The sequence below is a fragment of the Parasphingorhabdus sp. genome (genome assembly GCF_965233695.1).
Taxonomy (GTDB): domain Bacteria; phylum Pseudomonadota; class Alphaproteobacteria; order Sphingomonadales; family Sphingomonadaceae; genus Parasphingorhabdus.
On record NZ_OZ247497.1, the window covers coordinates 1744216 to 1757922 of the forward strand.

Below are 13707 nucleotides of genomic sequence, written 5' to 3' on the forward strand. Positions count from 1 at the left end.
CTAAGCGCGTTCGTTTTCCCCCTAGAAGTCGAAGCGCGCCAGAAATGTAAATCGACGGTCGTTTCTGAATGCCGATCGAGGAACCCTGAGCCCGTCAAAATTGACGACCTGGGATGTCCGGGTCACCTCATCAAGTAAGTTCACGGCCTGAACACCAAGCTTGATCTGATCAGTCAAGCTATAGAAAATTGACGCGTCCAACTGCCCCGTTGAATCCTGCCAAATTGGCGAGAATGGAAAAATGTCATCGCGCGGCGTGACAAGAAACGAAGAGCGCCAGTTATAAGCCGCTCGCATCGCCAATGGCCCTTTCTCATAAAACACCGTAGCGTTAACGGTATGTTTCGAAAGCCCGGCGAGCGGTTGCAGGAAAGCGAATGAACCGCCGCCCAACTCATCTCCGCCTGAAGTTACTGAAGCCTCACCAGGATTAGCCAGGTTCGGGTTCGAGAAGTCATTACCATCCACATAGGTATATGTGACCTGCGTCCCCAGCCCGCTCAACACTCCAGGCAGGAAGTCATAGGTTTGCTGGTGGGTAACCTCGAAACCTTTCAGGGTTCCGCCCTGATCGTTGACCGGCCCCTTGACCTGAACGTCCGTCGAAACGCCGCTGTCGCCAGTGTAATTAACGGCCTCGAATCCGGTATTCACAATTCCCTTGATGTCCTTCAGGAATACCGAGAATGTGAGAGACCCAACATCGTCAAAATACCATTCGGCGGATAGATCATAATTCCATGACGTAACCGGGCGTAAATTGCGGTTACCTGTGGAAAGCGTAAATAGCGGACCTGATTCAAGAGTTCCCGCTTGCAGGAGGGCATTGGTATTGTCTGCGATACCGCCTCCGGCTCGGAATAATTGCAAGTCCGGTCGTGACAGTCCTTTTGAAACCGCAAAACGGAACAGCAATCCATCGCCAACATCTAGTTTCGCGTTAAAACTGGGCAGCCAGTTATTGAAACGGATTTTGCGATTGTCGACAAGAATCTCGCCTGTATGAACCGCTGCAAACTCTGATTTGCGTGCGTCGGACAAATCGCAATAACCCCGATCAATTCCTGGTATCGGCGGTCCCGCACAATTGGCATTGATTTCAGCAACCTGCACAACACCATCGCCATTGCCAAAACCGTTGGCGGGGTCATCGAAACGGGCAGCGTCCGGGAAACCGATCCGGCCACCACTGGTCACTTCGGTTTCAACATATCTCAAGCCAAAATTGCCTTCAATACTTATGCCACTGTCAAATTCATGGCCGAAATCAACACGGGCATAGGCGGCCTTGGTAACCTCTGAAACGGTGGACACTTCACCGGGGCAAAACACGCCTTCGATGTCACAAGCGACAAGGTCGCCGGTGAGCGGATCGGGCCGAGAGCGACCATTAACGCCGTAGTTGAAACGCTCCGGCGACTGACCGAATTCCTGAATCTCTGCAAATTGCTCGTCGGTGAGCCCGTCGAGATACTCTGCGAGGAAATCATCACCGCCAAAAAACCAGGCCGAACCATTTTCAATTGGCGTTGGCGCATTGCCGCGCTGGAAACCATTGGCAAATGGGTTGCGATATTGCGAATAGTCCGGGAACTCATCAGTGAATGCACCACCAGCAATGGCAAATTCCTGACCTGGCAGACCGGTATAAAAGCGGCCCGGAATAAACCCGTTGCCGAACGGTCCTGGTCCGCTTGCTCCGCATCCGGGACCCTCTCCCCATGGAGCGCAGCCCGCACGGCCAGCCCAAGGCGCCGACAGGTTGCCCCAGGTGCTGAAATCCGTATTGCGCGTGGTCCGATCGCGGTCAGCCCAGCGCGCACCGAAGCGTGCGCTCTTGAAAAAACCGTCGTCGCTAATGTCATATTCGGCATCGAAACGCAGGCTATCAAGCTCGCCCTCGTTCTTCTCGCGGCTGTCCAGACCAAACCAATAATAGGTATTCAAACCTGATGAGAAATAGTCAGCAGGAGAGCCTGGTGGCGCCAGGAAGGCAACCTGCGGCGTTTTGCCGGTCAGGTCGAGATCCAAATTCGCGAAGGTACTCAGCGCACCGAAAACCGAATTCCGCTCGAGATTCGAACTGATATGCTGCGCTTCAAAGTTGAAACGCAAACGATCAGTGGCTTCAAATTTCAAATCCAGCGAAATGTCTTCCGTTGTCGAATCGAGCCCCCTCAGGAAGCGAAGCGAGTCCACTGGAATACCGCCGCGGCCAAATGGTGTCGCATAAGCGTCACCCGGACGCTGAGTCAGGATACCGCTTTCGAATACGCCGTTTTGATCGAACTGCCATGTGCTGCCAGCGGCTGGCACTGGGAATAAGCCATCGTCATCGACGCGGGCAATCAGCGCATATTCTTCGGTTTCAAAACTCGTTTCAGAGCGCAGCCATTCCACTGTCGCAACAAAACGACCGTCGGCGCTTTCATATTGACCAACCGCCGAGAATGCTTCGCGGGTGCGATCAAGGTCCGTCGTGCGAACCCCGGCACCTTTAGGCACGACCAGGGTATTCGCTGGTGGGAAGTTTGCCGCATCAAAGTTCGGATCACCAACGAAACCGCCGGAACCTACAGTAACAGCGCGCAAGCAGGGCTGGTCGAACGTGTCGAGGCGATAACATGGATCCGCAACTTGGGACGCGTCGGTGCGGCTCTTAAGCTCCGAATAGGCATAGCCGAGCTGGATACCAAAGCGACCCGCGTCTGTGTCCCAGCTGTTGGAGACCAGACCCGAAAATTCAGGCGACCATTTCTCGCGAAGATCGCCATAATTGGCGCCGATCGTTCCGGCGATTTTGAGCCCTTTGGTATCCAGCGGCTTGCGGGTGACCAGATTGACTGTACCGGCGATTGCGCCCTCGACCATATCGGATGTTACGTTCTTGAAGACTTCGACACGGCCGAGCAGTTCAGGAGAGACATCATTAAAGCTCAAAACGCGCCCGCCAGTCGCGGAGAATATCTCGCGACCGTTTAGTTCGGAACGAACATAAGGAAGACCGCGAATAATGACGCCGGTGCCTTCAACCGAAAAACGATCGGGATCGGATGTCTTTTCGAAACGGCCGATATTGACACCGGGAACACGTTGCAGAGATTCTGCAACAGATCGATCCGGAAGGGCACCAATATCCTCCGCCGAGATTACATCGACAAAGGTGTCAGATTTGCGCTTGATTTCCTGAGCATCATTTAGGGCGGCTCTGAAACCGCTGACGATGATGATATTCTCATCGTCTATCGCTTCGGCGTCGGCAGTCCCCTCGACCGGTGCAGGCTGCTCACTTTCCTGTGCATAGACAACATTGCTCATGGCCATGCCCATTGCCATCGACGATGCCGCGCCGAGCATTTTCATGCGGTTGGTCCGGAATATATCCCAAATATCGTTTTCGTTGGTCAAGCGACCCTCCCCTTTTTCCACTAATCGGCTCGAATTCAATGATTCGCGCTCGTTATTTTCTACGTCCTATATCAAATTGTGAGCGTTCACAATAATAAATATGAACGTTCACAATTCATATCCATTGTGATAGACCTACGCGTACTAGTGAAGCAATCGCTATCCTTCGCGTTCAAGTTGCGATAGCGGGAAAAGAAAAATCTTAGGGGAGCGGTGGAATGGCGATTAATAAAATCGTGATCGTCGGTGGCGGAACTGCAGGCTGGATGACAGCGGCGGCATTGTCGAAGTTGAACCAAGCCAGCAAAGTTTCCATCACGCTGGTGGAATCAGAGCAAATCGGAACAGTGGGCGTCGGCGAGGCAACGATCCCGCCTATCGTCGAATTCAACCGGCTACTCGACATTGACGAACGCGAAATGCTGAGCGCAATCCAGGGCACTTTCAAATTGGGCATTCAGTTTGTGAACTGGGGACAGGTCGGCGACAGCTATATCCACCCCTTTGGCAATTACGGCTATCAGATCGAAGGGTTGAATTTTCATCATATCTGGCACCGGATTCGCGAAGCAGGTGACAGACGACCCTTACAGGTTTTCAACCCGGAAACGATGGCAGCCTATTTCGGACGCTTTGCCCGTACGCCCGAGAAACAGCGGGACGATCTGCCGCCGATCAACTACGCCTACCATATCGATGCGGGCCGCTATGCCCAGTTTCTTCGCGGCTATGCCGAAAAGCGCGGGGTCACCCGGCTGGAGGGCAAGGTTTCGGATGTAGCGCTTAATGGCAATAGCGGGTTTGTTGAATCCGTTACTATGGACAATGGTGAAATCATATCCGGTGATCTTTTCATCGACTGCTCGGGATTTCGCGGCCTGTTGATAGAGCAGGCGCTCGAGACCGGCTATGAGGACTGGACCCATTGGTTGCCTTGCAACCGGGCGGTCGCACTCCCCTGCAATCGTGACGATGGCAGCCCGCCGCTTCCCTACACACGCGCAACTGCCCATTCTGCAGGCTGGCAATGGCAGGTTCCGTTGCAGCATCGAAACGGAAACGGGCATGTCTATTGCAACGAATATATGGATGATGATGAGGCTCATGATATTCTGGTCAACAACCTCGCGGGCAAGCCGACAGCAGATCCCAATTTCTTGCGCTTCGTCACCGGCAGGCGGAAGAAATTCTGGAACAAGAATGTGGTCGCGATTGGTCTTTCTGCCGGATTTATGGAGCCACTCGAGTCCACATCGATCCACCTTATCAACTCCGGTATCAACAAGCTTATTGCGCTGCTATCGCTCAACGATATTACCGAGGTTCAGCAAAGTGCCTATAATCGGCTGACCGGCAAGGAATATGAACGCATACGCGATTTCCTGATCCTGCACTATTGTCAAACCAGCCGGGATGACAGCGATTTCTGGAACTATTGTAGAACCATGAGCATCCCCGACAGCCTGACCGAAAAGATCGAGCTGTTCCGCGCCAACGGCCAGATTTTCCGCGAAGATGACGAGCTGTTCACAGAAACCAGCTGGGCGGCAGTGATGATGGGACAAGGCCTGGAAATGCAGGGCCACAATGCAATGGCAGACGCAATCGATCTTGCAACATTAAAACCCGAAGTTGATGAAATCGAAAAATCCATTTCCTTCCTCGTCAAGCATATGCCGACACACAAGGAATTCCTCGATCAATATTGCCCCGCGGCCTTACAGACTTAGGCAGGTCGATCGTTTAGAGTTTCTTGCTGGAGCAAGATTATCGTGTATCCGCTAATGTCCGCTTTCGGGATATAGCAGTCACTACGCTAGTGTCCGCTTTGGGTGCAAAGCGGACGTTAGTAAATGACTTTTTCCTTGCACTTCGCTATCAATCAAAGGACGCATAGCTATGATCAATTATCAAGCTTCTTGCCATTGCGGCTCTGTGCAAATTACTGTTGGCCACCAACCAGAATTCATCAATAATTGCAATTGTAGCCTTTGTAGTAAAGCGGGTGCTCTATGGGGATATTACAATACGAAAGATATTGAGATGTCCGGAGAAACGCGATCCTACCTCAGAAAGGACAAACCTGCCGCTGTTGTAGAAGTTCATGCATGTAAGGTATGTGCTTCGACAACGCATTCGCTTTTCACTGAAGAATATCAAAAAAGCTCAGGTATAACCGACCGCATGGGCATCAATATGCGTCTGTTTAATAGAGATGATTTAGTCGGCGTAGAAATGCGTTTCCCTGATGGCAAGAGTTGGCCAGGAGAAGGTGAATTTGTGTATAGGAAACAGCCCATCATTATCGAACCTTTGACCGGCTAATGTCCGCTTTCGGGATGTCGCGGACAACGGTGTTGAATGAATATGTACCGGAATAGCTTGTCATTGAGATTAGGAAAAACTTCGATGAATGAAAATCAATCCATAGGTGTGTTGATTTTTAAAGCCACTTTCCTGATTGTTTCATTGGCTGCGTGTCAATCACTAGATACCGTGTCTCAATCGAACTCAGCAGTTGGATTGTTCTGGGAAAATACAAGATTTGGCAATGTGCAAGAGCAGAGCAAAGAAATAATCGGAGTCTTCAGAGTTGAAAATAATTCAACGAGAGTAGTTTGCTTTCATGAAGATCTGTTGATCAATCCGCTTTCTCCTTACGTTGGAATACGCCGTAAGGCATCTCGAAGAATAGAAGAGGGCGGATTGCCGCACCCTCCACGTTCATCAAAAATCAGGCAGCTCTTCCCGGGCTCTAGCATTAGTTTTGAGCGGATATTGGAATATACTAACAGCCAAAACACTGCTTCGCACAAATACCTCGTTTCGGTAAGCCTGTGGGATTGTGAGACTGATTCAAGGATCAACAAGCAAGTAACGGTCTCTCAGTAAGCTGGTTCTAACTTCAAGATGGCCAAAGCTAATGTCCGCTTTCGGGATATAGCAGACATACCGGAACCACCATTGGAACGAATGCTCTCAATCCCATAGACCCATCGAGTGATGAGTTCCGGCTGTGTCATAGCCAATGATCCAAAATACGGCATCACGGGTTCTTTGGGTATCAGAATAGATTTCCTTCACTAGTCGACCCAATAGTGTCAATTCTTCCGCTATTTGTTCTTCCGCGCTTGAAATCACTTGACCGTTCCGGTCCCTGGGCTTGGCGATCTCTTCGTCGCCTAGGAATTTTGCCCACATGAAGGAACCGGCTCCCTCCTCAAATTCCTCTATCCCTTGAGTAAGCGCAATATTGCAGCCGACATCTCCATCTCGTTCGTCACGAGCAAAGCGGATTTCCAGCCTTTCCGTTTTCAACTTCGCTTCATCATTATCAACAGCTTCAATACTATAACTCTCACCGCCGAATATGTGTGCGAGCACTTTTCGTTCATCTTTGAGGATCGTGGCAAGGTCGGGTTTGGGTGTAGAAAACCAGTTCATGTTTTTGAACATAGGCTATTGATTGTCAGCATTCTAACAAATTCGAAGTGTTCTTGTGGTTAATGCGAGTGTCTGCTTTCGGGATAAAGCAGACATACACAGTTTGTCACTATACTCGGTCTTAACTAACATCGAAAATGATTGGTGATCTATGAACTGGTTACGGAGTTATCACGACAAGTTAATTGCTAAGATTTACATCGCACCCCTTTACTCGAGCATAGACAAACTGACCGCCCTTTGGCCGTTTCTTGTTGGCGGATTCATATTCTTAGCCATTGAATTGACGGTAGGACTGGATGAACGATTTAGGCTTGTAGTTTTAGCGATACTCTGTGGTCCTGGTGCTTTTTGGGCTCTCTACATCACTTTTCACGAACTTCGTTCATTATCTGGGCGCATCCGTCGTCACAAGAAAGTACTAGAAGAAGAGCGCTCGAAGAAAGATTGAAACTCAGACAACCCAACCTAATGTCCGCTTTCGAGATATAGCAGTCATCGCCGACACCTTTGCCGTCCGTCCGCTAACGACCCAATTTTGGAAATACGATCATTCAGTTTTTAATGGTAGAAATAGGCGCAAAGCGGACGCTCCGATTTGGCAATGACCTATCGCTTGCGTTTTATACGGCCCGTCATTCGAAGTCCGTCCCGCGTGTTCAATCCCATCAGTGTCAGGTTTAGAGCGCCAGCAATCAGTTCAATGGCCTGTACGGAATAGAAGGCGGTGTCGAATTCTCCAGCGTTCGCTTTGGATGCCAGAAAGAATGCGGAAGGTACTAGGACCAGAATTCCGTTCAGACCAATGATCGGCATCCGCTTCTTCTTGGCTTGGGACATTGGGTCTTTGCGCTTTGCTCCCAGAGACATGCCCGAAGCGCCAACAACCATCATCGCTGGAATCAGGATCAACATGCCGTTCAGGATCATATTTTTTACCCCGGTAATTTCATCATAGGAGCCGAACAACTCCGATACCGTGGTACTGGTCCAAAACAACAAAATGCAAAGAAAGCCGGTTATGCCAGCGGCAGCGTGAACTTTTGTTTTCATAAGTCTGTTCCTTGAACATCGGTCGAACCATCAGGCGGTGCAGCAATCCGCAACGGCCATTTTTTCAAACAGGTGGGGAGCAGTAACAGCGCTCGAAGGGTAGTGACTGAGCGCGTTTTGGAATTCCGGGTTGGAGAATGCCAAACGAAAATGTGATACAGATTCCCAGATTGCATAGTTGAGATACATGCTGCTGGCGCCGACAGCCTTGTGAAGCTGTGTGCTGATATATCCCGGCTGCTTTTTCATGAAGAGCGCATCATTTTGCCAGGCATCGACGAGCGCATCCTGATCCTCGGGGTTTACCGTGAAAAGATTGACCAAAACGACCGGCCCGGCATCGTCGCCCAATTGTTTCTCTATCGGGTAGTTTTCATCGAGAGGTTTGAAGTTGACCATTTTGATTGCTCCTTGATATTTGACCCAAATTGGTGATATGTTGTCATATCGACAATGCGGATAATTTAACTGACAACGTGTTGTCAATAAGAAAAGTTTGGAGTATCAAAGGTGACAGAAAAATGGACTGCTGAAGGAGAGGCTGTGACGGCGCTAATTCTGGAGGTTTTTCGCCTTAATGGTCGTCTCATAACAGCCGGTGACCGGCTGGTCGCCGATCTTGGACTGACCAGCGCCAGATGGCAGGTTCTTGGTGCGCTGGCCAATGCAGAACGACCAGAGTCGATTGCCTGGCATGCCAGAACCATGGGTCATCATCGACAGGGTGTGCAACGCATCGCAAATGAGTTGAAGAAAGAGGGCATTGTCGAGTTCAAGCCGAACCCACATCATAAGAGGGCACAGCTAGTGGTGCTCACTAGCAAGGGGCAAAATCTGTATGATTCGGCCATCGCATTGCAGGCTCCTTGGGTGAACTCGCTTTCCAGCGGCCTGCCAATGAAAGAGATTGCTTCGGCAAAAAGGGTGATCGAGCATCTGAAAACACATCTCGAACTGGAAAGCGAGAATGATCGTTAGGTCGAAGCTTGGCTTAGCTCAATAAATGATTCGGGTCAGATTTCCGGTAAAAAGCGGTCAATGCACGGCGAGATCGGAAACGTCTGCTTTCACCCCCACTTTCAGACATACGGCAAGACGAAAGCTAGTGTCCGCTTTCGGGATGAAGCCGTCGCTAGTCATAGTGCCCGCTTAGGGCGCAAAAGCGGACATTGCTTCAATCACGACAGCCTATTTGTTGACGGTTATGATGTGGAAACCGCCAGCACATTGTCATCACTATTCCGGTCGATATACTTATTGTAAGGATCGATACCCACAAAATCGGGCTTTTTGGATGATAGAATTTTGATCACCTGCTCACCTGATTTTATCGGTTTACGCTCCATTGAGATCACGTCTTCTTTGCCGAAAGCGCCGAGGCCAGGTCGTGCGGTAAAAAGGCCTATCTCAATTTCATCAGACAATCTGGCTTTGCTTTCTTTGCCTTGCCCGTCGGCATAAAATTTCTCGGCAGTGATGGTCAGCGTTGTTTCATATTTGCCGTTATCCAGCTTACGCATATTCGCTTCATCGACTTTTATATCGTAAATCGTGATTTTTTCGAGCAAATCACTGACCAATTGCCGTTCTGCTTCAGTGCGTGCCAGCGAATTAAAGCCATCAACCAAATCATTTGAGTTGGCATAGGGTTGGCTCTTGAAGCGATAGCGATCTAGCAATTTGGCCAGCATCGCATTGACGCGGTCTTCGCCGAGCCGGTCCTGCAGCAAATACATAACCACTGCGCCTTTGCGATAGTGGATATAGCCCTGGTTCTCGACCCGGTTCAGCGGCAATTCTTCAATCGCCTCGCTGCCACGTGCACTCAGATAACGATCGAGTTCATATTTCAGAAATCGACGAATTTTATCCTCGCCGTAAATCTGTTTCATCACCATCAGCGCGGAATATTGCGCCATGGTTTCGACTAACATCGTACCGCCCTGCTGGTTAGCACTGATCAGTTGATGCGCCCAATATTGATGACCAAATTCATGCGCGGTCACGTAAGTAACATAATCTATTTCATCCGGATCACTATTGTCAGCGATAAAGCCAATACGCTCAGAAAACGGAATGGTTCCGGCAAAGGCCTGTGCAAAGGTTTGATAGCCTGGAAATTCGATAATCCGCGCATAATCAAATTGATACGGTCCGAAATTCGCTTTGAAATAAGCTAATGACGTAGCTGTCGCGTCAAGCATCGTATCAACATTATAATCATGAGTAGGATGATAGTAGATCGCCATATCGACGCCATCTGCCGACCGCTTCTTCACAGCATATTGGGCGGACTGGATCGAGAAAAACGAGAGGATGGGTTGCTTGGAAACGAACCGCGCAATACGACGGTCGCCTTTGACTTCATCCGATATCTTGCTGCCTGGCGCAACCGGCGTCTGATCCTTACTGGTGCTGATCGTTATGTCCGACATCACCCAATCGGCATTACCAACATAATTTTGTTCGCGTGCGGATTCATCTTCCAGCTTTGGCAGGCGCAATTCGGATGGCAGGCCATATTCCCGGCGGGTTTGTCGGTCGGTCAATAGTCCGTTGCGGTTCATCCCCAATTGCGGTGCGAATTCGCTATTGTTCAGAAAGGTTCCATTTTCCACTAGGCGGGTATCATTGCCACTGGCTTTAAAGCCGCGTTGCGACCGTGATGACTTAAATTTGATGGTCCGCTGCTCATCAACCGTCATCGGCGTATCGAAGCGATAAATCCGATATTTCAACGCCTCGTCATTCGACTCAAGCGTCGCATTGGGAATATCAACCGCTTCGATCTTCACATCTGGGTCCTGAAAGCGGACATGCAGCATTTCCACCGGAGCGCCAGTGTCGTTGATCATTTCAATCGATCCCGTTGCTTTCATGATGCGTTGTTCTGGATAAATATCTATGTTCAATGTGATATCGGTAAAGGAAGGCTGTTTCAGTGACTCATATTTGAGATATTTTTTCTCATATTCCGCCAACTGCTTTTCCTGATCATCCTGCGTCACATATTGGTTGATCACGTTCGTGTTGTGAAAGACATAAGCGCCGCTGGCCGCTGCAGCTACCGCAGCACCAGCGATTATCAATCCGGCGACGCTTTTCATGCGGCGTGGCAATTGACGCAAACGTGGCATCAAGCTGGTCTCGGTGCCGCGACGCCACAGCAGATGGGCGAGAGTTACCAGAATGACGGCGAAAGCACCCCAATAGAGGCGCAGCCACCAACCCACAGCGCCATTGACTTCATTACCATTCAAGTCCGAGAATAACGGCGTTGGAGCCGTATCCCCATAGAGATAGAGCGGATGTTCGAAGCCAATATTCGCCAAGGTTATCGTCGCCACGAGATATATGACCATGATGCCCCAACCAACATATTTATTGGGGCTCAGCGCCTGAACAAATACAGCCAGAACAGCAAGAATGATCATGTCCACACCCCATGGCAGCAGATACCAGAGGAAATATTGGTCCAGCGCGATATTCGTGAATCCCCGAATCAACTGGATCAGAACCGCTGCAACCACAGAGATGAAAAGCGTTGCAAATAATACGAGAGAAACCGCAATGGTCTTGGGGACCATATATGCCCAGTTGGGCAATGGTGTGGAATCGATAATCTCGTGCATTTTCCGATCACGGTCGCGCCACACCAGCTCTCCTGCATAGTAAATAGCGATGATGACCGGGATGATCCCGAACGACCCCATCAAAGTCAGCAGCAGAGTGAATGTAAGCGGTCGAGCGGGCGTGCCATAAATCTCATTGCCAAAAGCCAAAGCGCCACTGGCATTGAACAACCCGATAAGCACCAGCACGATGAAGGCCGGGCTTTTGAAAACTTGGGTCATTTCAAAACTTGTTCGCGACACCAGGCGGCTCCAGGCCGTTCCGCTTTCGCCCGTAGCCGGCAAGCTATCGACTATATGCGGAGAAACAGATGCCAGTTTCGCTGCTTTCCTGGCTTGTCGTTGTGCCTTGCGTGCCGAAACGCCGCGATCTGCAAAACTGAACCAGCGATAGGCGAGCGCCAAGGCGCCGAGAGAAAAGGCAATCCAGATCAGTCGGTTCCAGACAACGGCTCCTTCAATGGCGGGCAATAAATTATTGGATTCAGATGCAGTCCAGTAGCGCACAACATTGTTGAGCGTCGCAAAACCAAAGGGATCGGCATAGCCAGTAAATTCGCGCAGCTCCGGCATATTATCGGTGCTAACGTTAAAAATAATGTACAGCACTAGCAGAACGACGACGCCCAGATAGCTATACATCATGGATCGCGTCAGGGTCGCCACCGCGAAGAAGATGCAGGAGGTAAGGAATATACCTGGCAGCGCCATCAGCAGATAAGCATAAGCATAATATTGTAGCCGGTTAGGTCCAATAGTTTCTTGATCGAGCCAAGGCATGAGCGAGCCTAGCCAGATCGCAAATGGTACCGTTAGAAACGCAATGCTGGCCGCCATGAAAGCACCAGTGAAGCGCCCAAATAGATAATCGAATTTCTTTACGCGTGTCGAGCGGACCATCGGTCCGAAGCCGCTTTCATCATCTCGGACAATGACATTGGCAACAAAGGCAGTCGTCACGAACATGAAGAATAATGTTAGAATGAGGTGAATTTGCACGATGGCAATCGGGCTATTGGCATTCACATTACCGCCACTGCCAATCGAAATGCCATCGACAGTCATGGCGCCGAAAGTGAGCAAGAAAAATAATATCGAGACAACCCAGAAAACCGGATTTTTAAATTGATAGCGAAGCTCGAAAGCAGCAATCTTAGCGAACATACCCGTTTCTCCGTTTAAGCTGCTTGTGAAGAATCAGCCGTATCCCGACGGGTCGCGGCGAGAGTCGAGAAATAAACATCCTCCAACCCTCCTTCGACAGCAGCAAAACCGTCTCCCGGATTGTTCGTCGCCAATATGTGGATGATCGTGGAGCCTGCGAATAGGCGGGTCGAAATGACCTCATATTTCGCGCGATAGGCGTCTAGTTCCTCGCGCTTTATCGTTTTGGACCAGATTGTTCCCTTGGTTTTGCCGATAAGATCGAGCGGCGCGCCTTCCAACTGAATGCGGCCGTTGGCAATAACAGCCATTTTGGGGCATAGATCGGCAACATCTTCGACAATGTGGGTCGATAGAATGATGACAACATTCTCACCAATTTCGGCGAGCAGGTTTAGAAATCTATTGCGTTCTTCAGGATCAAGACCGGCGGTGGGTTCATCAACGATGATCAGTTCTGGGTTCCCGATCAGCGCCTGAGCGATACCAAAGCGCTGGCGCATGCCACCGGAGAAACCGGCAATGGCTTTTTTGCGCACGTCCCACAAATTGGTCTGGTTCAGCAAAGTTTCGACCGTTGCCTTGCGATCTGCTTTTGATGCAATGCCTTTCAGCACGGTCATGTGCTCCAACATATCATAGGCAGAAACACGCGGGTAGACGCCAAAATCCTGTGGCAAATAACCCAGTCGCTCACGAAGGCTTTCGGGGTTTTTCAAAATATCTATGTCATCAAATTGTATGCTACCGTGCGTCGGTGTTTGCAATGTCGCTACGGTCCGCATCAGTGTGGATTTACCAGCTCCATTTGGCCCCAGCAGACCAAACATACCTTTTGGTATCGACAGGGTTACATTATCAAGCGCCTTGGTTCCATTGGGATAAATATGGGTAACTTCACGCAAATCTAACATCACTGTCCTCCAAAAATCTCTTTAGGTGATATATGTTGGTAATACACCAATGGCAATAGGCCGCGTCAGAAAATTTAGTGAAGCAAATTTCT

10 protein-coding genes are annotated in these 13707 nt (G+C 50.0%); 4 read left to right on the forward strand and 6 right to left on the reverse strand.

What is annotated here, in order from left to right; all coding sequences use genetic code 11:
• Positions 1 to 21: 21 nt before the first annotated feature.
• On the reverse strand, positions 22 to 3408 hold the full coding sequence (locus tag ACO6S1_RS08325) for a TonB-dependent receptor (RefSeq protein WP_422345846.1): 3387 nt from the start codon (positions 3406 to 3408) through the stop codon (positions 22 to 24).
• Between the two features lie 218 nt (positions 3409 to 3626).
• Between ACO6S1_RS08325 and ACO6S1_RS08330 the strand changes: the two genes are divergently transcribed.
• The 3 genes from ACO6S1_RS08330 (at position 3627) to ACO6S1_RS08340 (ending at position 6300) form a co-directional block, all read left to right on the forward strand.
• On the forward strand, positions 3627 to 5138 hold the full coding sequence (locus ACO6S1_RS08330; RefSeq protein ID WP_422345847.1) for a tryptophan halogenase family protein: 1512 nt from the start codon (positions 3627 to 3629) through the stop codon (positions 5136 to 5138).
• 169 nt (positions 5139 to 5307) lie between these two features.
• Positions 5308 to 5733, forward strand: a complete 426-nt coding sequence (locus ACO6S1_RS08335) for a GFA family protein (protein ID WP_422345848.1) — start codon at positions 5308 to 5310, stop codon at positions 5731 to 5733.
• 84 nt (positions 5734 to 5817) lie between these two features.
• A complete protein-coding gene (locus tag ACO6S1_RS08340) occupies positions 5818 to 6300 on the forward strand; it encodes a hypothetical protein (protein WP_422345849.1) in 483 nt (160 codons plus the stop codon).
• A gap of 87 nt (positions 6301 to 6387) precedes the next feature.
• Here ACO6S1_RS08340 and ACO6S1_RS08345 read toward each other — a convergent pair whose 3' ends face one another.
• The 3 genes from ACO6S1_RS08345 to ACO6S1_RS08355 form a co-directional block, all read right to left on the reverse strand.
• Positions 6388 to 6864 carry a hypothetical protein gene (locus tag ACO6S1_RS08345; RefSeq protein ID WP_422345850.1) on the reverse strand — a complete coding sequence of 159 codons (477 nt, stop codon included), beginning with the start codon at positions 6862 to 6864 and terminating at the stop codon, positions 6388 to 6390.
• Between the two features lie 597 nt (positions 6865 to 7461).
• Entirely contained in the window at positions 7462 to 7905 is a 444-nt protein-coding gene (locus ACO6S1_RS08350) for a hypothetical protein (RefSeq protein ID WP_422345851.1), read from the reverse strand.
• Positions 7906 to 7935: 30 nt separating this feature from the next.
• Positions 7936 to 8304, reverse strand: coding sequence for an antibiotic biosynthesis monooxygenase family protein (locus tag ACO6S1_RS08355; RefSeq protein ID WP_422345852.1), 369 nt, complete (start codon positions 8302 to 8304; stop codon positions 7936 to 7938).
• Between the two features lie 144 nt (positions 8305 to 8448).
• Between ACO6S1_RS08355 and ACO6S1_RS08360 the strand changes: the two genes are divergently transcribed.
• Positions 8449 to 8883 carry a MarR family winged helix-turn-helix transcriptional regulator gene (locus tag ACO6S1_RS08360; protein WP_422345853.1) on the forward strand — a complete coding sequence of 145 codons (435 nt, stop codon included), beginning with the start codon at positions 8449 to 8451 and terminating at the stop codon, positions 8881 to 8883.
• A gap of 224 nt (positions 8884 to 9107) precedes the next feature.
• Here ACO6S1_RS08360 and ACO6S1_RS08365 read toward each other — a convergent pair whose 3' ends face one another.
• Both ACO6S1_RS08365 and ACO6S1_RS08370 read right to left on the reverse strand, forming a co-directional pair.
• Positions 9108 to 12701 carry a M1 family aminopeptidase gene (locus tag ACO6S1_RS08365; RefSeq protein WP_422345854.1) on the reverse strand — a complete coding sequence of 1198 codons (3594 nt, stop codon included), beginning with the start codon at positions 12699 to 12701 and terminating at the stop codon, positions 9108 to 9110.
• A gap of 14 nt (positions 12702 to 12715) precedes the next feature.
• Positions 12716 to 13615, reverse strand: a complete 900-nt coding sequence (locus ACO6S1_RS08370) for an ABC transporter ATP-binding protein (RefSeq protein ID WP_422345855.1) — start codon at positions 13613 to 13615, stop codon at positions 12716 to 12718.
• Between the last annotated feature and the right edge of the window lie 92 nt (positions 13616 to 13707).